The organism is uncultured Bradyrhizobium sp. (assembly GCF_936943645.1).
GTDB lineage: Bacteria > Pseudomonadota > Alphaproteobacteria > Rhizobiales > Xanthobacteraceae > Bradyrhizobium.
In genome coordinates this window covers 1-17,204 of the sequence record NZ_CAKZJO010000095.1, presented here as the reverse complement: position 1 = coordinate 17,204, position 17,204 = coordinate 1, and the positions used below count along the sequence as shown (strand labels likewise).

General features: G+C 64.3%; 19 protein-coding genes. 6 read left to right on the top strand and 13 right to left on the bottom strand.

Translation table 11 applies throughout. The annotated features are described in order from the left end of the window. Positions 1-90 precede the first annotated feature (90 nt). Entirely contained in the window at positions 91-939 is an 849-nt protein-coding gene (locus tag Q0743_RS27940) for a hypothetical protein (RefSeq protein ID WP_298244689.1), read from the top strand. Positions 940-1,073: 134 nt separating this feature from the next. On the opposite strand, the gene Q0743_RS27935 is transcribed toward Q0743_RS27940, so the two are convergent. The 3 genes from Q0743_RS27935 to Q0743_RS27925 all read right to left on the bottom strand — a co-directional run bounded on the left by Q0743_RS27935 (position 1,074) and on the right by Q0743_RS27925 (position 3,356). Continuing rightward, positions 1,074-2,729, bottom strand: coding sequence for a fumarate hydratase (locus Q0743_RS27935; RefSeq protein WP_298244688.1), 1,656 nt, complete (start codon positions 2,727-2,729; stop codon positions 1,074-1,076). 116 nt (positions 2,730-2,845) lie between these two features. Beyond that, the gene (locus tag Q0743_RS27930) at positions 2,846-3,118 is read right to left on the bottom strand and encodes a type II toxin-antitoxin system RelE/ParE family toxin (RefSeq protein ID WP_298244702.1); all 273 of its coding nucleotides are present in this window, start codon (positions 3,116-3,118) and stop codon (positions 2,846-2,848) included. Between the two features lie 7 nt (positions 3,119-3,125). Continuing rightward, positions 3,126-3,356, bottom strand: a complete 231-nt coding sequence (locus Q0743_RS27925; RefSeq protein ID WP_298244687.1) for a hypothetical protein — start codon at positions 3,354-3,356, stop codon at positions 3,126-3,128. A 97-nt stretch (positions 3,357-3,453) separates the two neighbouring features. On the opposite strand from Q0743_RS27925, the gene Q0743_RS27920 reads away from it, so the two are divergent. From Q0743_RS27920 to Q0743_RS27905, 4 genes are all read left to right on the top strand, one after another. Continuing rightward, entirely contained in the window at positions 3,454-3,927 is a 474-nt protein-coding gene (locus tag Q0743_RS27920) for a hypothetical protein (protein ID WP_298244686.1), read from the top strand. A gap of 309 nt (positions 3,928-4,236) precedes the next feature. Further along, the gene (locus Q0743_RS27915; RefSeq protein WP_260389586.1) at positions 4,237-4,410 is read left to right on the top strand and encodes a hypothetical protein; all 174 of its coding nucleotides are present in this window, start codon (positions 4,237-4,239) and stop codon (positions 4,408-4,410) included. 386 nt (positions 4,411-4,796) lie between these two features. After that, entirely contained in the window at positions 4,797-5,918 is a 1,122-nt protein-coding gene (locus tag Q0743_RS27910; RefSeq protein WP_298244685.1) for a LuxR C-terminal-related transcriptional regulator, read from the top strand. A gap of 86 nt (positions 5,919-6,004) precedes the next feature. After that, positions 6,005-6,679: an isoprenylcysteine carboxylmethyltransferase family protein gene (locus Q0743_RS27905; RefSeq protein ID WP_298244684.1), complete on the top strand. Its 675-nt coding sequence runs from the start codon at positions 6,005-6,007 to the stop codon at positions 6,677-6,679. Positions 6,680-6,974: 295 nt separating this feature from the next. Here Q0743_RS27905 and Q0743_RS27900 read toward each other — a convergent pair whose 3' ends face one another. The 10 genes from Q0743_RS27900 to flgB form a co-directional block, all read right to left on the bottom strand. After that, entirely contained in the window at positions 6,975-7,682 is a 708-nt protein-coding gene (locus tag Q0743_RS27900) for a glutathione S-transferase (RefSeq protein WP_298244683.1), read from the bottom strand. Positions 7,683-7,949: 267 nt separating this feature from the next. After that, positions 7,950-8,633, bottom strand: a complete 684-nt coding sequence (locus Q0743_RS27895) for a lectin (RefSeq protein ID WP_298244682.1) — start codon at positions 8,631-8,633, stop codon at positions 7,950-7,952. A gap of 143 nt (positions 8,634-8,776) precedes the next feature. Beyond that, positions 8,777-9,793 carry a TIM44-like domain-containing protein gene (locus Q0743_RS27890; protein WP_298244681.1) on the bottom strand — a complete coding sequence of 339 codons (1,017 nt, stop codon included), beginning with the start codon at positions 9,791-9,793 and terminating at the stop codon, positions 8,777-8,779. Positions 9,794-10,152: 359 nt separating this feature from the next. Continuing rightward, on the bottom strand, positions 10,153-12,732 hold the full coding sequence (gene cckA / locus Q0743_RS27885; RefSeq protein ID WP_298244680.1) for a cell cycle histidine kinase CckA: 2,580 nt from the start codon (positions 12,730-12,732) through the stop codon (positions 10,153-10,155). Between the two features lie 155 nt (positions 12,733-12,887). Beyond that, the gene (flhB, locus tag Q0743_RS27880) at positions 12,888-13,967 is read right to left on the bottom strand and encodes a flagellar biosynthesis protein FlhB (RefSeq protein ID WP_298244679.1); all 1,080 of its coding nucleotides are present in this window, start codon (positions 13,965-13,967) and stop codon (positions 12,888-12,890) included. Positions 13,968-13,976: 9 nt separating this feature from the next. After that, on the bottom strand, positions 13,977-14,747 hold the full coding sequence (gene fliR, locus Q0743_RS27875) for a flagellar biosynthetic protein FliR (RefSeq protein WP_298244678.1): 771 nt from the start codon (positions 14,745-14,747) through the stop codon (positions 13,977-13,979). A gap of 17 nt (positions 14,748-14,764) precedes the next feature. Next, positions 14,765-15,028: a flagellar biosynthesis protein FliQ gene (fliQ, locus tag Q0743_RS27870; protein ID WP_015684971.1), complete on the bottom strand. Its 264-nt coding sequence runs from the start codon at positions 15,026-15,028 to the stop codon at positions 14,765-14,767. 176 nt (positions 15,029-15,204) lie between these two features. Further along, positions 15,205-15,519, bottom strand: a complete 315-nt coding sequence (gene fliE / locus Q0743_RS27865; RefSeq protein WP_298244677.1) for a flagellar hook-basal body complex protein FliE — start codon at positions 15,517-15,519, stop codon at positions 15,205-15,207. Between the two features lie 16 nt (positions 15,520-15,535). Further along, a complete protein-coding gene (flgC, locus tag Q0743_RS27860; RefSeq protein ID WP_298244676.1) occupies positions 15,536-15,961 on the bottom strand; it encodes a flagellar basal body rod protein FlgC in 426 nt (141 codons plus the stop codon). Between the two features lie 40 nt (positions 15,962-16,001). After that, complete coding sequence (flgB, locus tag Q0743_RS27855) at positions 16,002-16,406, bottom strand: flagellar basal body rod protein FlgB (RefSeq protein ID WP_298244675.1); 405 nt, start codon at positions 16,404-16,406, stop codon at positions 16,002-16,004. A 353-nt stretch (positions 16,407-16,759) separates the two neighbouring features. On the opposite strand from flgB, the gene Q0743_RS27850 reads away from it, so the two are divergent. Continuing rightward, positions 16,760-17,204, top strand: a 445-nt coding sequence (locus tag Q0743_RS27850) for a flagellar biosynthetic protein FliO (protein ID WP_298244674.1), incomplete at its 3' end; no start/stop codon positions are given.

The window sequence follows — 17,204 nt, the reverse complement described above, 5'->3', positions numbered from 1 at the left end:
GCGAGGGTCGCTCGACCGCGAAGCTTCTCGCCCTGCCTCAAGGGTCCGATGGCCCAAGACGGTTCGCGATCAAGTTGCACTTGATCGCAAATGCCGACATACTCCCTGAGATTTATTATTCCAAATTCTGCAATCCAGACTTTTACAGTACATCGGGGACATTTCATGTTCACACCGCTTATTCCGATCGCCATTGATTCCATCTACGACGGAAAGCCGCTGCCGAAGCGGATGGCACACTGCACGCCGGACATGTACGCCGCGATCTTCGCCACAAAGGCGGACCTGCAGGCCCAGCACGGCGATCTGGTCCTGAGCGATCTGTTCAGATCGTACGATATGCAGTTTCAGGCCCATCTCGACTACACGTCGGGGAAGAAAAAAGCCTTCAGCCCGCCGCCGGGCGGCAGCATGCACGAAGCCGGACGTGCTTTCGATCTCGATCTCGACAAGATCAAAAAGCTGACGCTGCCGAAGTTCTGGCCTCTGGCAAAGGCACGCGGCCTAAGCCCGATCATCGACAAGCCGGACCCCAAATTGAGCGAGGCCTGGCATTTCGATTGCCGTGGCAGCCACGACCTCGTCTATCAGTATTACGCAGCCGGACATGGCGATAATTTCAAGTCGGCCTACACCGCGATGGCGGCGAGCGCGATCGTGTCGGTGGGCCAGAAGGTCGATGCCCTCGGCGAGGATGTGCGTCCCGCCTATATTCAGTCGGCGCTGATCCGGCTTGGACAAAAGATCGGCGATCTCGATGGCAGCATCGGCCCGCAATCGCGGACTGGCCTGACAAATCTCGGCATCAATCCCGCGCTGGAACTCGATGCTTTGGTGGATGCCGTCGGCAAGGCGCTGGAAAAGAAATTTCCGCAAGAGTTCTTCATACCGGGAGCCGTGATCGATCACGGACCCGTACCGGCCCACCTCGTCAGTTGATCTGCCGTGCTGCCAGGTGTGCCCGGGACACCTCATCGGATCCCGGGCCTGATCGCGATGTGCCGCCGGATCGACCTGCACCATCATGGCGCTGCAAAAGCGCGTGACGTCTGGTCCGATCCGGGAAAGCAGGGCTAGCCCAAATTCAATTCCTTGAAGAAGTCGTTGCCCTTGTCGTCGACGATGATGAAGGCCGGGAAGTCGACGACTTCGATGCGCCAGATCGCTTCCATGCCGAGCTCGGGATATTCGAGCACCTCGACCTTCTTGATGCAGTGCTCGGCAAGGTTCGCCGCGGCGCCGCCGATCGAACCGAGATAGAAGCCGCCATATTTCTTGCAGGCCTCGCGCACAGCCGGTGCGCGGTTGCCCTTGGCGACCATCACCATCGAGCCGCCCGCCGCCTGGAACTGGTCGACGAAGGAATCCATGCGGCCGGCGGTGGTCGGACCGAACGCGCCGGAGGCATAGCCTTCGGGCGTCTTGGCGGGACCGGCGTAATACACCGGATGGTTCTTGAAGTAATCCGGCAGCGGCTCGCCCCGCTCCAGACGCTCGCGCAGCTTGGCATGCGCGCTGTCGCGCGCGACGATCATGGTGCCGGTCATCGAGACCCGGGTCTTGATCGGATATTTCGAGAACGTCGCCAGGATGTCCTTCATCGGCTGGTTGAGGTCGATCTTGACGACCTCGCCGCCGAGCGCCTCCTCGACCTCAGGCAAATACTGCGCCGGGTTGTGCTCGAGCTCCTCGAGATAGACGCCGTCCCTGGTGATCTTGCCGAGCACCTGACGGTCGGCCGAGCAGGATACGCCAAGCCCGATCGGCAGCGAGGCGCCGTGACGCGGCATGCGGATCACGCGCACGTCGTGGCAGAAATATTTCCCGCCGAACTGCGCGCCCACCCCCAGGCTCTGCGTCATCTTGTGGATTTCCTTCTCCATCTCGACGTCGCGGAAGGCGTTGCCGTCGGGCGAGCCGTGGGTCGGCAGCGCGTCGAGATAGCGGGCGGAGGCGAGCTTCACGGTCTTCATGCAAAGCTCGGCCGAGGTGCCGCCGATCACGATGGCGAGGTGATAAGGCGGGCACGCCGCGGTGCCGAGGGTGAGGATCTTTTCCTTCAGGAATGCGAGCAGCCGGTCCTTGGTCAGAACGGACGGCGTCGCCTGGAACAGGAAGCTCTTGTTGGCGGAGCCGCCGCCCTTGGCCATGAACATGAACTTGTAGGCGTCATCGCCCTCGGCGTAGATCTCGCACTGCGCCGGCATGTTGTTGGCGGTGTTCTTCTCCTCGTACATCGAGAGCGGCGCGACCTGCGAGTAGCGCAGATTGCGGCGCAGGTAGGCATCGCGCGCGCCTTCCGACAGCGCCGCCTCGTCCTCACCGTCGGTGATGACGTTGCAGCCCTTCTTGCCCATGATGATCGCGGTGCCGGTGTCCTGGCACATCGGCAGCACGCCGCCGGCGGCGATGTTGGCGTTCTTCAAAAAGTCCAGCGCGACGAACTTGTCGTTCGGGCTCGCCTCGCCGTCTTCCAGGATGGCACGGAGCTGCTTCAGATGGCCGGGCCGCAGGTAATGGTTGATGTCGCCGAAAGCCGCCTCCGACAGCGCCCGCAGCGCCTCGCGTGACACCACCAGCATGTCCTTGCCGAGGACCTTCTCGACCCTGACACCCTCGGACGAGATCTTCTTGTAGGGCGTCTCGTCCTTGCCCAGCGGGAACAGCGGGGTGTGCTTGTAGGGCGGAACGGGTTTCGAGGAGTCGGGGAAGGCGGTCGGAGCGTTCATGGGGCGAATCTCGGGGTTTTGGGGCCCTGGCGGGCCTCTCGGCATAGAAGCGTTCTAAGCCCATTTTGAACGGAAAAGGAAGTGTCCCGAAGGCCCGCCGGATCAATCGGCAAGCCCTAGATTTCGCGATCCCTGGCGCCATGAAGGATGGCCAATACGTCGATCAACTGGTTTGGCTGATCGACCGCGTAGACGATGGCGTAGGGAGGCTCCACAAGCTCTCGCGTCCCTTCAAGCACGCCCGGACGACCGATGTTGGGTAGGCCCAAAACGGCAAGACGCTCGATCTTCGCTCTGATGCGATCGGCCACTCTGGCTGCTGCGTGGGGATTATCCTGTGAAATCCAGTCAATAATCTCGTCGAGATCACGAGCCGCTGACTCGTGAATGACGACCTTATTCGCCGAGGCGCTGCTTTAGGCGTTGCGTAAACTCCTCGAGCGTGAGCCGGCGCGCGTTCGGATCCGACCGACGGCGGCGAACCTCCTCGACCTGCTCATCGGTGAGCCGATAAACGCTCTCGTCCTGCGACTCCATGAGCATCAGCATCTTCGCTGCGTCCTCCTGGCGTTCGGGCGGCCAGGTCAGAACGCGGTCCAGGACGGCTTTTACCTGCTCCTTGCTCATGTGCCCTTTATATCACGCGCCGGCCAACAAGAAAGGCCCCACCCTTGCGCTTCGCGCTCGACGACGCTTGAATGCACGCCCTAAGGGGCTTTTCATCATGACATTGAACTTGAACGTCCGCGGCGCGATCCTGGTCGCCGCCGCCATCACCGGCCTTGTGACCCTCACTTCGCCCGCGCGCGCCGATCGCTGTGACGACAGCGCCAAGGAACTGGCGAACCAGGTCGAGCGCCTCAAGGTGAACTTTCGCGCTGCGAACACCGTCTACCTGACGCACCCGGCGGCCAAGGAGCTGTCCGTGAGCTGCCGCGGCGACAAATACTCGATCGAGCTTTATGCCAAGGGCGATCGCAAGCCCAAGCCGGAGTTCTACACATTGGTGGGCTCGATGGCGGCGATCGTCTTCACCGTGACCAAGGACGACACCACGACGGGCGCGACACGCTGCCTGAAGCGGATGGGCCTGCTGCGCGGCGACAAGGTCAACATGCGCTACCGCCGCCTCAACATGGAATGCACGCGTACCAAGACGGACGCGTCGATTGCGATCACGCGCGGCAAGGACGAGTAGGAGGAGCTCTTCCTCTGCTTGCTACGGATGCGTTGCGCGTTTGGCGCGACGCTGCCCGCCACATACTCCGTCATTGCGAGCGAAGCGAAGCAATCCAGGAATCTCTCCGCGGAGACAACCTGGATTGCTTCATCGCAAGAGCTCCTCGCAATGACGGGGAGGGATTTGCGGTCCCCTTTGGCGTCGCGTGGATGAGACGCAAACAGTCTATCTAACGCACCAGATCCCTCGCATTTTAACGATTGGCTTGAAGGAATTTTCGCTCCTCGCAGCGCAGGCTCAATTGTTTCCATGTGTGAGGATTTGCGGATGAAGGTTTCTACCGTTGCCCCGCCGCCGATCGCGATCGTGGTGCCAAGCTACGACACGACCAAGCAGCAGGACGATCAAACCAAGACCAAGGACACTGATCCGACCTACAAGCCGCAGCCGCCTGCGCCGCTGCCGCCGGGTCAGGGCACGCGGATCGATCAGCTCGCCTGAGCGGCCCCGCGCGAACGGATCGCCCGATCCGGTCGATCGGGCTCGTGTCGCATCCGGCCGCATCTTTGCCGGATAGCTGAATCAAACTCGTGCGCGGCCCCCCGGGACCTGCGCATGATCGCAAGATTGCCATCGCCGAACACGATCCTGCTCGCCGTGACAGGCGCGCGGGTTCCGTTCGCGCGTATGTTGCATCGGCTCTCCCAATTCCTTGCCCTTCACGCGGCCCTTCGCGCATCATTGGCGCGGATATCGCCCGCCTCCGGATCGGCGCGTCGTTCCAAGTGTGATCCGGCTCATCAAACTTCCGCATCCGGCGTGCTCATCTGCGAGACCGAACCAACCCATCCAAGCGTCCGATGGGCAAGCGACTGTGGGACAAGCCAATGGAAATGAATGAAGAGCTGCTGTCGCTGGTGGCCGACATCTATGACGCCGCGCTCGACGATTCCAGATGGTCGGCGACGCTTGGCAGCATCGTCAACCTTGCGGGCGGCCAGAGCGGCGGCCTGGTGCGGATCGGGGCAGCCGGCGAGCCCGTGATCTCGCATGCCGTTGGCGTCGACCCGGCCTATATCCAGTCTTACATCCAAACCTACGAGCCATTCGATCCGTCGCGCGCCGTGCTCCACGCGCCGGTCGGCCAGATCCAGACGATCAGGGACTGGATCGACGTCGACGAATTCCGGACCACCATGTTCTACAACGAGTGGACGCGCCCGCAGGGTCTCGAAGACGCCGCCAATATCCTGCTCGACAAATCCTCGACGGGAATATCCCGCCTCTCGATCATGAAGGCCGGCGGCCCCGTCGACCGCAGGATGTACCAGGTGATCTCCCACCTCACGCCGCACGTGCAGCGGGCCATGCTGGTCAGACAGAAGCTGCAGCAGCAGGACGCATTCGAGACGAATTCGGTCCGCACGCTCGACGCCTTGCGAACCGCCGTGCTGCTGCTCGATGCCGAGGGTCGCATCACGCACTTCAATGCGAGCGCGCGCGACATGCTGGACGAGGCCGAAATTCTTCGTTCGGTCCACGGCCGGCTCGTGACCTCGGACCTGAATGCCGATCGTGTGCTGCGGCAGGCACTGGCGGGCACGGTTCTCGGCGACCGGGCGATGACGAGCGCGAGCATCTCGCTGCATCTGACGGCCCGCGACGGCTCGCATTATGTCGGGCACCTCCTGCCGCTGACCGCCGGGCGCCGGCAGAGATTCGGGGCTAGCTACGACGCCTGCGCCGTGCTGTTCGTCAGCAAGGCGGCGCTCGATACAATCGTCGCGCCCGACCTCATCCGCAAGCTGTTCAAGCTAACCCCGACCGAGTTGCGCGTCTTCCTGTCCATTGTCGAGATCGGCGGAGTTCCTGACGTGGCCAGAAGCATGGGTATCGCCGAAACCACGATCAAGACCCATCTCGCCCGGATCTTCGTCAAGACTGGAACCAAACGACAGGCCGATCTGGTTCGGCTGGTGGCGGCCTTCACGCCGCCGATCAAGGTCTGAAGGCGGTCGCGACCGCCTTCCCGGCCGCATGTTTGCCGGAAAGAGATGCTGTCAATGCGCTGGCGTCTGATGGGACAAGATCGACAATGATCGCCAGACTGCTGCTGCAGAACACGATCACCACCGCGGCGATGGGCGCGCTGCTGTTCGCCTCCGCAGGGACCTTGCGCTGGCCCTCGGCCTGGGTGTTTCTCGCGACATGCATCCTGCTCGGCCCGCTCTGCGGCTGGTGGCTCTACCGGATCGATCCGGCGCTGCTCGCCGAGCGTCTGCGGCCGCTCCTGCAGAAGGAGCAGCCTGCCGCCGACAAGGTGTTCGTGACCGTCCTGATCGTTGCGATGCTGGCCTGGATTGCGCTGATCGGCGTCGATCGGCGCCTTGAAGCGTCCGACATGCCGGCCGCGTTGCAGGCGGCCGGCTTTGCGCTGTTCCTGCTCTCGACGCTGTTCACACTCTGGGTCTTTCGCGAGAACTCGTTCGCGGCCCCCGTGGTAAAGCTGCAGGCCGAGCGCGAGCAGCGGGTGATCTCGACCGGCCCCTACGCCCACGTGCGTCATCCCATGTATAGCGGCATGGTCCTGTTCTTCACCGGCGTGCCGCTGCTGCTGGGCTCGTGGTGGGGCCTTGCGATGGTCCCGGTCCTGGTCCTCCTGTTCGCGATCCGCATCGGCATCGAGGAACGCACCTTGCGCGAAGGCCTGCCGGGCTATGCCGATTACGCCGAACGGGTGCGTTATCGCCTGCTGCCGGGTGTCTGGTGAGGGCGCCTCGCCCTCTCTCCTGCACGACACGGAAAATCGTTTCCGCCTCCTCCAAACGAGTGACGTCGCGGCAAGCGAACTTCGCTAAGGGAGCCCGCACGACGTAACGGGAGACGACGATGTTCTGCAAGCCGCCCTGCCCCGACGAGAACGACTTCTCTCCCGACGATTCCAACAATCGCTCTACGCCGGAGCGTCCGCTTGCGCTGCCCGGCCAAGACGCATTCGGGCGACAGATCGCGCCCGAAGCGGCCGGTCCGGAACGGGGGCTGCCGCCAGCCGCCGTCCGGACCGGCTAATTGTCCAGCTCCTTGTAGCGGCGGAAGATGCCCTGCTCGTTGAAGGGGATGCGGCGCGGGCTTGCGAGATAGGCCTTGATGTTCGGCCGCGCGGCGATCCGGTCGTGCAAGGCGACGAGGCCCGGAATATCCGCCTCGAACGCGGTCATGCGCTTGGGAAAGGCATAGCGCAGACCCGCGACGATCTGGAACAGCGAGAGGTCGACATAGGTGAGCCGGCGACCCGTGACATACGCGCCGCCGTTCTCGCCGAGGAGCTGCTCGAAATAGCCGAGATATTTCGGCACCCGCTCGCTCCAGAACTCGGCCGTGCGTTTCTTTGCCGGCGGCTTCTGGTCCTCGTAATAGAGCGAGGGTCCGAGCGGATGATGGGTGTCGTGGATCTCGACCACGAGATCGGTGATGGTGAGCTGAAGCTGGTGCACCCAGAGTTTTCCGGCCTCCGTCTTCGGCGCGAGGCCGTGCCGGCTGCCGAGATAGAGCAGGATATTGGCGGTCTGGCCGATGACGAGCTTGCCCGCTTTCAGGAACGGCGGTGCAAACGGTGGCATGTCCTTCTGCGGGTCCATCATCTTCATCATCGCCCCCGTGCCGCGCGCTTCCCGCGCAACATCGACGTAAGCGGCCCCCGCCTCCTCCAGCGCCAGCCGCACATATTCGCCGCGGCCCTGGATCTCGGGCCAGTAGTAGAGCTCGTATTTCATGGGAGAGGTCCGTGAGCGTGGATGCGGTCGGACCAATGTAGCATGCGGCTGAGCGTTCCGTCAGGGTGAGAACGGACGCTCTTGCAACATACTCCGTCATTGCGAGGAGTTCGCGCAAAATTGCGAAGCGATTTTTGCGCTTGCGACGAAGCAATCCAGGCTGCCTCCGCGGAAAGATTCTGGATTGCTTCCGCCTTCGCCAAGGCTTCGGCGGGCAAGTCGCTGCGCTCGCAATGACGGAGGAGAGAGAGAACGTCGCGCCTCCGCTCAATTCGCGGCGAAACAATACAGCAGCCCGTCGCCGCCCGTGCTCTTGAGATCGGCCTGCGAGCAACCGCCGTCGGGACCCCGCGAGGGGTGCGAGCTGTTCCAGGACTTTGACGGCTCGTCGTCGCGCAGGCCCTGACGATCGGCGTGACCGACCACCGCCGCGCCTTGCGTGCTCGACGTCCAGTTCTTGCAGGTCTTGTCGTCGCCGGCCGCGAACGCGGTGCCGTCGGGCTGCGTTCCGGTCAGGATGTCGTGGCGGTTCGGCGTGTCGCCGCGGCCGTTGATGACCTCGCCCTTCTCGCTGAGCGCGGTCTGCTTGGTGAGATTGTTGGAAGCGCCATGCAGGTCGGCGACGTCCTTGGCGATCACCGTGCCCTTGGCGTTCTGCCACGGCCCCTTGCCGATGCGGTCCTTGGCATTGACGGCCGGCTTGCCGTCAGCCGCCTGCGTCGAGAGATAGGCGCGCCAGCTCTTGGCGCTGGCGCCGCCGGCCTGTGCGAGCTTGGCGCACTGCGCGTCGGCGCCCTCGAGGCCGCCGAGATCGGCGCCCTTGCCCGGGCCATTGGAAGTCACGAAGAACGTCATGTCGGCGGATTGCGCCTGCGCGGATGGCGCCGCAAGCCATGCAAGCGACGCCGCGGCGAGCGCTGATATCGTCGTGGATCTCTTGATACGGATCATCTTGTGCTCCCAATTGTGTTTCTCGTTGGCCGCCTGAATTTCAACCCGAGGTGCATCCGCTTATTCCAGTGCCGCACGAGGCACCCAAAAGAAAAAGGCGCCGTGCCGGAAGCACGACGCCCTCATCTTCAATCGCTTGGCGATCAGTTGGTCTGCTGGATCGCCGACAATTCCCAACCGCTGCCGGGGCGGCGGGCGAAGGTCCAGACTTCGGTAGCCTCGCCGGGCTGCTCGCTGCCGGCGACGACCGTGCCGCTGTTGCGGTCCAGCGTCTTGTCGGTGAGCGCAAAGCGCAGCGCCACCGTGGCGTAGTCGGTCTCGCCTTCGCGCCAGGCTTCCGCGAGGTCGCCCTGCAGCAGCTTGACGTTGGTCACCTTGTTGACGACGTTGCGCGCGCGGTTCTGGGCGAGGTCCTGCTCGAAATAGGAGACCATCTCCGGCGTCGCGAGCGTGTGCAGCTTGGCCACGTCCTCGTTCGACCAGGCGGCCTGGACCTCGCCGAGCAGGCGCTCGAACGCTTCATAGTCGTCCGGCTTGATCTCGAGCGGCGCGTTGTTGGCGCCACCGAAGCCGAAGCCACCGAGGCCGCCACCAAGACCACCACCAAGACCGCCGCCGCTGCGATAGTTCGTCTGCGGGGCCTGAGCGCTGCCAGCGTCGGCGTTGGCATAGGCCGCCTGCGGGGAGTGGCGGCGCTGCCACCAGGACATGGCCAGCCGCACCACGAACACCACGAGCACGATCTGGATGATCAGGCCCAGGATCGAGGACAGGCCGCCGAGGCCGCCGAACAGGCCGCCACCGAACAGCATGCCGAGCAGGCCGGCGCCGAGGAAGCCGGCCGCAAGGCCACCCATGAAGCCGCCGGCACGGCCGAACAGGCCGCCGCGCGCGGGCGCGGCCGAGTTCATGCCGGCGCCCGGCTGGGTATAGGTGCGGTTGAATTGCGAGGCCGAGCCCGGCGCGGTCGTGGTCGACGGCGGAGCCGAATAGGTGCGCGAGCCGCGCGAGCCCGACGACATGCCGCCACCGACGCGCGCGTCAGCGGACGAGATGGCGAGCGCGGTCGGCAGCGCAAGCGCCAGCACGACGGCGAGCGTCTTGAAGAGACTGCGGGAGCGTTGCGAGAAAGTCATGTGCGTTTCCCATATCCCCGGCATGGGGACGTGCCCCTAACATGGGCAGACTTCCCGAAAAGTGAAGACGCATTCGGAACCCGCGACTGCGGCCCTCAGTCGCGGGGATGTGGCAAAAGCCCATATTTGGCGGGGGTTTGGCCGGATCCAGGCGGGGAACTGTGGTCGCCGGCTACCGGCGGGTTTGGGACGAGATTTCAGCTTTTTCCCCGTCATTGCGAGCGTTGCTCCCACCCCCGTCGTTGCGAGGAGCCCTTGCGACGAAGCAATCCAGAATCTTTCCGCAGAGGCAGCCTGGATTGCTTCGCTGCGCTCGCAATGACGGCGTTGAAGCAGTCGGGCCCAATCAAGGAGAAGGCTGAACAGGCGAGCCCCGCGCGCCCTCACCCCTGCTTCGCCATCGTCTCCTTCACCGCCGCCACCAGCTGGCTCAGCGTAAACGGCTTCGGCAGGAAGTCGAATTGCTGCCCCTCGGGCAGGCTCTTCTCGAAGGCGTCCTCGGCATAGCCGGAGACGAAGATGAACTTGATGTCGGGGTTCTTCTCCCGCATCGCCTTGAGCAGCGTCGGGCCGTCCATCTCGGGCATCACGACGTCGGAGACGACGAGATCGATCGCCCCGCTCTGCTCCTCCAGCATCTCCATGGCCTCGACGCCGTTCTCGGCCTCGACCACGGTGTAGCCGCGCGAGCGCAGGCCGCGTGCGTTCAGCGCGCGCAGGCCCTCTTCGTCCTCGACCAGAAGGATCGTGCCCTGCCCGGTGAGATCGGTGCGCGGCTTGGCCTCGACGGCCGCAGCTTCCTTCGCGGCGCCGTTGGTCGCGCTGACCGCAGCCGCAGGCTGCTCGACCTGCGCTTCGGGCTCGGCATGGTGACGCGGCAGGAAGATGTGGAACGAGGTCCCCTGCCCCGGCTCGGAATCGACGTAGATGAATCCACCGGTCTGCTTGACGATGCCGTAGACCGTCGAAAGACCGAGGCCGGTGCCCTTGCCCACTTCCTTGGTCGAGAAGAACGGCTCGAAGATCTTGTCGCGGATGTCGGCAGGGATACCCGTGCCGGTGTCGGCGACCTCGATCCGCACATAATCGGCGGCCGGCATGCCCTTGTAGGCGAGCTTGCCCGCGTCCTCGGTGTTGACGTTGGCGGTGCGGATGATCAGCTTGCCGCCATCCGGCATGGCGTCGCGCGCGTTGACCGCGAGATTGACGATCACCTGCTCGAACTGGGAGACGTCGACCTTCACCGGCCAGAGGTCGCGGCCATGGACGAGGTCGAGCTTGACCTTCTCGCCGATCAGCCGGCGCAGCAGCATGGTGAGGTCCGACAGCGCATCGCCGAGATCGAGCACTTGCGGCCGCAGCGTCTGCCGCCGCGAGAACGCGAGCAGCTGCCGCACCAGGGTCGCGGCGCGCGTCGCGTTCTGCTTGATCTGCATGATGTCCTGGAACGACGGGTCGGTCGGCTTGTGCGCGTTCAGCAGGAAATCGTTCGCCATCATGATGGCGGAGAGCACGTTGTTGAAGTCGTGGGCGATGCCGCCGGCGAGCTGACCGACGGTTTCCATCTTCTGAGACTGGTTGATCTGGTTCTCCAGCGCGCGCCGCTCGGTGGTCTCGAGCATGTGCACGATGGCGGCTTCCGCCTCGTTCTCGGCCGCATCCACCGGCGTGACGAAGAATTGGCCCCAGCGCTCCTTGGTGCCTTCCAGCGCCACCTCGACCGGGGCGATATCGGCCTGGCCCTCGGCGGCCTGGTTGATGGCCGCGATCAGGAGGTGCCGGTCGCGCGAATTGACCGCGCGGAAGATCGACTTGGAGGCGCTGTCGAGCCCCAGCGCCTGGCCGAGCTTGGCATAGCGCGCATTGGCACGCACCACGTTGCCGCCGCGGTCGACGGTCGCGATCGCCATCGGCGTGTGGTCGAAGAAGCGCATGAAGCGCACTTCGGCAGCGCGGTCGGGGTCGCTGCGCTCGTCCCGCGCGCGGCTGATGACGAGCGTGCGCGACGGCCCGGGCGCGCCGTCGGCGCCGAAGGCGAGCTTGTGATAGAGCCGCACCGGCATGGTCTTGCCGGTGCGCATGCGCAGGTCGATGTCGAAGACTTCCGTCTTGACTTCGCCCGGCACCGCCACGATCGCGGTGAGCAGCGAGGCGCCGTCCCCGGAGACGATGTCGGTCAGCTTCAACCCGCCCGAGCCGATCTCGGCGAGGTCGTAGTCGAGCCAGTTCGCCAGCGTCGCGTTGACATAGGCGAGCTCGCCGGCCGGATTGACCGAGAAGAAGCCGCAAGGCGCGTGATCGAGATATTCGATGGCGTGCTGGAGCTCCTGGAACACGTCCTCCTGGCGCTCGCGGTCGCGGGTGATGTCGGCGATCGACCACACCGCGTATTTCCCCTCGCGCTTGCCGGTACCGAGCGGGCGCACGCGCATCCGCAGCCAGCGGCCCTGGCTGCCGTCCTGGCCGGCGATGCGCACCTCCTCCTGCTGCCGCTTGCCTTCGCGCGCGGCTTTCAGCAGCCGGAACACGGCTTCGGAGACATCGGGATTGCCGATGAAGACGCGTTCCACCGGGCGCACGTCCTGCGGGCCGCTGGCGCCGGTCAGCGTCAGATAGGCCGCGTTGGAATAGACCACGTGGCCGCGGCTATCGGTGACCGCGAGCCCGTCGAAGGCGTGATCGGAGATGCGGCCGATGATGGGATCGTCGAGGTTGCGGTCGGCAAAGCGGATGATGCCGGCAGCGAAGGCAAACAGGTTGAACAGACCAACCATCGCCAGCACGGCGAGGATGCCGAGGATATAGGGCTGGGCCTGCGCGCGCCCGAGCGTCATCAGCCCGACGGCGACGGCGACGAGGCCGGCAGCCACCAGCAGCACCAGCGCAATGCTGCCCGAGCGCGGCGACGGCTCGTGCGCCGCAACGGGCTCGCGTGTGAGGTCGTGGTCGGTCTCGGCGGTCATTCTCGAGCTGGCGCAGCCTGTGGGCAGAGAATCAACGCGCTTCGAAGCGCGCGGGGTCCTCCCTGCCTGAATCGGACCCTGAGGTGCAAGGGCAGCAGGGGCGAAAGGTACGCTGATTCCCAGATTACGGCCATTTCCGGTACTTTCGGGGGTTTTTAGCCGCGCCCGGCGCGGAATCCCTGTTTCAGCCGCATGACGTAGCCGATCACCTCGGCAACCGCATGATAGTGCTCGGTCGGGATTTCCTGGTCGATCTCGACGGTGGCGTAGAGCGCGCGGGCGAGCGGCACATTCTCCACGATCGGAATGTCGTGCTCGCGCGCGATCTCCCGGATCTTGAAGGCGAGGTTGTCGACGCCCTTGGCGACGCAGATCGGGGCCGTCATGCCGCGCTCGTAGGACAGCGCCACCGAATAGTGGGTCGGGTTGGTGATGATCACGGAGGCCTTGGGAACCGCCGTCATCATGCGCTTCTTGGCGCGCTGCTGCCGCAATTGCCGGATCTTGCCCTTGATGTGCGGGTCGCCTTCGGACTGCTTGAACTCTTCCTTGATCTCCTGGAGCGACATCTTCTGCCGCTGGAACCAGCTGCGATACTGGAAGAAATAATCGGCGATGGCGACGATCGCGAGCGCCGCGACCACCGCGCCGAGCAGGTGAATGGTCATGCTGGTGCTGGCGCCAAGCATGGCGGCCGGATCGAGCCTGACCATCGCCTCCATGCGATGCCGCTCCGGCCACAGGATCATGGTCATGACCACGCCGAGCAGCACCAGCTTGCCGATGCCCTTGAGGAAATTTGCCGCCGCCTGCTTGCCGAAGATGCGCTTGAAGCCGGCGCCGGGCGAGATCTTGCTGAACTTCGGTGTCAGGGATTCGGTCGACCAGACCAGGCGGTGCTGCAGCATGTTGCCGGCGATCGCCGCCAGCATCAGCATCAACAGCGGCACGCCGATCGCCGCGAGAATGGCGATTTCGATGTGCTGCATCAGCGCCAGCAAAGCCTTGCCGTCGGTCTTGATCATCCAGGAATTGGCGAGCAGATTGCGCATCGGCGTCAGCAGGCCGCCGCCGACCGAGCCCGAGAAGGTCGAGACCACGAGCGTGCCGCCCGCCATCATGAACCAGGTGTTGATCTCCTGGCTCTTGGCGACGTCGCCGCGTTCGAGCGCATCGTCCAAACGCTTTTGCGTCGGGTCTTCTGTTTGACTCTCTGGATCGTTGTCTTCCGCCATCGACCCCTCTTATTTCAGCGGCATCATCTGGTGCATGACACCGATGAAGTAATCCAGATAGGTGCCCATCATCGCGGTGAGCACCACGGCGAGCACCAGGAAGCCGGCGAAGATCGAGAGCGGCACGCCGACGAAATAGACCTGCATCTGCGGCATCAGCCGCGCCAGGATACCGAGGCCGATGTTGAAGACGAGGCCGAACACCAGGAACGGCCCCGACAGCTGCAGTCCTAAGCGGAACGCGGCGGAGAAGGCGCGCGTTGCGAGCGCGGCGACGTCGCCGCTCGACACGGTCTCGCCCGGTGCGAAGATCGTATAGCTGTCGTTCAGCGCCGCGATCACCAAATGGTGGCTGTCGGTGGCGAACAGCAGCGTCACCCCGAGCATGGTCAGGAAGTTGCCGACCAGCACGCCTTGCTGGCCCTGCGTCGGATCGACCGAGGTGACGAAGCCGAGCCCCATCTGCTGCGCGATCACGGATCCGGCGACCTGGAGCGCCGACAGCGTGACGCGCGCGGTCGCGCCCAGCACGATGCCGATCGCGATCTCATGCAGCATCAGGACGAGCAGCGGGGCCAGCGAGCCCATGTCGACCTGGTAGGCGTTGCGGTGCAGCGGCAGGATGATCAACGTCAGCAGCAGCGCGATCGACAGCTTGATCCGGGTCGGAATATTGGTCTCGCCGAGGCCAGGCAGCAGCATCACCATCGCGCCGACCCGGGCGAAGGCGAGCATGAAGGACGCGGCGAGCGCCGGCAGCAGCGAAACGTCGATGCGCATAATCGCAGCATCTTGCCTCAGCCGCCGATGATTCGCGACGAGATCCGCAGCATGTGGGAATGAAGCGCATCCGCCATGAAGGGTAGCGCCAGCAGCATCGTGGCAAAGATGGCGAGGATCTTCGGCACGTAGATCAGCGTCTGCTCCTGGATCTGCGTCAGCGCCTGGAACAGCGACACGATGACGCCGACCACCAGCCCCACCACCATCAGGGGGGAAGACACGATCACGATCGTCCAGATCGCATCACGCGCTACGTCGAGAGTTTCGGGGCCGGTCATTGGGGAATTCCTTGTTTAAGCTTCATCCTCACCACTCGCGGAAAGGATCTCCGGCCCCTCCCCGTCATTGCGAGGAGCCCTTGCGACGAAGCAATCCAGAATCTTTCCACGGAGGCAGTCTGGATTGCTTCGCTGCGCTCGCAATGACGATTGGGACGAGCGCCGGCGCCGAAAAATCAGATCGGCATCTTCAGGATGTCTTCATAGGCCGCGATCACGCGGTCGCGGACCGAGACCAGGGTGGACACCGCGACGTCGGTGTCGGCGACCGCCGTCACCACGTCCATCACGTTGGCCTTGCCGGAGGCCATCGCCACCGTCTGCGCATCCGATTTGCGGCCGGATTCCATGACGCTGCCGACGGCGTCCTTGAGCAGCGCGGCGAAGGACTGCCCGGTGGCCTCGCTGCCCTTTCCGGCACCGGCGCCGGTGTTTTCCAGCACGCGGGCGAGGTTGGCATAAGCATTGGCGGCGACTGACGGTGATGCCATGGCTCAATTGTCCTGTTCAGCTCTTGAGAATGTCGAGCGTGCGCTGGATCATCCGGCGCGTCGCACTGATGATGTTGAGATTGGCCTCGTAGGACCGCTGCGCATCGCGCATGTCGGTCATCTCGACCACCGAGTTCACGTTGGGGTATTTGACGTTGCCGCTGGCGTCGGCGACCGGATTGTTCGGCTCGTATTTGACGCGGAAGTTCGACTGGTCGGGCTTGATCCTGCCGAGGGTGACGACCTGCGCGTCGAGCGTGCGGTCGAGCGCGGAGGAGAAGGTCGGAACCTTGCGCCGGTAGGGATCGCCGCCGGCGGTCTGCGCGGTCGAATCCGCGTTGGCGATGTTTTCCGAAATCACCCGCATGCGGCCGGCCTGCGCCCGCAGACCGGAAGTCGCGATCGCCATCGAGCGGGCGAAGTCGCTGCTGTCATTGGCCATGATGTGCCTCCTCTAGCGCTTCTGTTCGCGGGTCATGCGACTAGCCCTTGCCGATCGCGGTCTTGAGCAGATGCAGGCTCTTCGAATAGAGCGAGGTCGCCGCCGCGTAATCCATCTGGTTGCTGGCGGCCTTCATCATCTCTTCCTCGAGATTGACGGCGTTGCCCGCGGGACGGGTTTCGAAGCCCGCATTCTTGTTCTGGTCGAACCCGGAGGGCGCGCCCGACGGGGTCATGTGCGAGCTGCTGGTGCGCATCATCGCCAGGGGGCCCATCGAGCCCGTGACGGCCCCGGTCTTGTCGAGCTTCGGCTCGACCAGGTCGCGCGGCCGGAATTTGGGCGTGTCGGAATTGGAGACGTTCTCGGACAGGACGCGCTGGCGTTCCTGGTGCCATTGCATCTTGGTGCGAAGCGCCGACAGCACCGGGAGGTCGTTGATGGACATCGTCGCGGCTCCTTCCGCCTCTTGCGGACCTCGAGGTCCGAAGCTAGGCAGAATTTGCCGCCTGTATGGTTAACAGCTGGTTAAGAACGCGGCCGGCGCGTGTCCCCGCGTGGGACACAAGTCGGCACCCCCGTGATTCTACGCCTCCAAAAGTGGCATTAACCCAACCGTTTGGCGGCGCATGCGCGGGCCAAGAAGTCGTTTTGGATCGAGCGATTCATAGGTTATTAAGAGTTGGGGACGGCAAAACTTGCCGTGGGACGTTAAGAAATCGCAGTTTGGGGCATCGTTAAGCCAATGGTCGGCGCATCCGGCCATGGGCACGAGAAAAGCGCCATTTGTCGGGGACAAGTATGCAAGGCAGCCCTATCACCTTCATCGTCGCGTTCATCGTCGTCCTGGCGTTGATCGGCGTCGCTGCTTGGCTGGTTCGCCGATTCGCCGGCAACCGGCTCGGCGCCAACACCCAGCGCGGCCGGATGCCGCGCCTTGCCGTGATCGACGCCGCCGCAGTCGACGGCCGGCGCCGCCTCGTGCTGGTCCGGCGCGACAATGTCGAACATCTCCTGATGATCGGCGGCCCCACCGATATCGTCGTCGAGCCCAACATCGTTCGCGCCGCGCATGGCCGCGATCAGCTGCCGCAGCGTCCTAACGCCGCCGAGCCGCCGCGCCTTGCCCCGATGCCCGATGCCGCCGGCTGGGCCGACGAAGCGCCGCGCCCCGAGCTGCTCGATCATCCCGAGCCGCAGATGCCCGAGCCGCCGGTTTTTTTCCAAACTAAGTTTAGAGAAAGTC

Coding starts and splice junctions, on each gene's coding strand:
- fliQ (WP_015684971.1), bottom strand. CDS start 15,028: ATGACCGGCCCCGAAACTCTCGACGTAGCGCGTGATGCGATCTGGACG.
- Q0743_RS27910 (WP_298244685.1), top strand. CDS start 4,797: ATGGAAATGAATGAAGAGCTGCTGTCGCTGGTGGCCGACATCTATGAC.
- Q0743_RS27925 (WP_298244687.1), bottom strand. CDS start 3,356: ATGAGCAAGGAGCAGGTAAAAGCCGTCCTGGACCGCGTTCTGACCTGG.
- Q0743_RS27935 (WP_298244688.1), bottom strand. CDS start 2,729: ATGAACGCTCCGACCGCCTTCCCCGACTCCTCGAAACCCGTTCCGCCC.
- Q0743_RS27915 (WP_260389586.1), top strand. CDS start 4,237: ATGAAGGTTTCTACCGTTGCCCCGCCGCCGATCGCGATCGTGGTGCCA.
- fliR (WP_298244678.1), bottom strand. CDS start 14,747: ATGCGCATCGACGTTTCGCTGCTGCCGGCGCTCGCCGCGTCCTTCATG.
- Q0743_RS27920 (WP_298244686.1), top strand. CDS start 3,454: ATGACATTGAACTTGAACGTCCGCGGCGCGATCCTGGTCGCCGCCGCC.
- flgB (WP_298244675.1), bottom strand. CDS start 16,406: ATGTCCATCAACGACCTCCCGGTGCTGTCGGCGCTTCGCACCAAGATG.
- Q0743_RS27895 (WP_298244682.1), bottom strand. CDS start 8,633: ATGATCCGTATCAAGAGATCCACGACGATATCAGCGCTCGCCGCGGCG.
- Q0743_RS27890 (WP_298244681.1), bottom strand. CDS start 9,793: ATGCCGGGGATATGGGAAACGCACATGACTTTCTCGCAACGCTCCCGC.
- fliE (WP_298244677.1), bottom strand. CDS start 15,519: ATGGCATCACCGTCAGTCGCCGCCAATGCTTATGCCAACCTCGCCCGC.
- Q0743_RS27900 (WP_298244683.1), bottom strand. CDS start 7,682: ATGAAATACGAGCTCTACTACTGGCCCGAGATCCAGGGCCGCGGCGAA.
- Q0743_RS27940 (WP_298244689.1), top strand. CDS start 91: ATGCCGACATACTCCCTGAGATTTATTATTCCAAATTCTGCAATCCAG.
- flgC (WP_298244676.1), bottom strand. CDS start 15,961: ATGGCCAATGACAGCAGCGACTTCGCCCGCTCGATGGCGATCGCGACT.
- flhB (WP_298244679.1), bottom strand. CDS start 13,967: ATGGCGGAAGACAACGATCCAGAGAGTCAAACAGAAGACCCGACGCAA.
- cckA (WP_298244680.1), bottom strand. CDS start 12,732: ATGACCGCCGAGACCGACCACGACCTCACACGCGAGCCCGTTGCGGCG.
- Q0743_RS27905 (WP_298244684.1), top strand. CDS start 6,005: ATGATCGCCAGACTGCTGCTGCAGAACACGATCACCACCGCGGCGATG.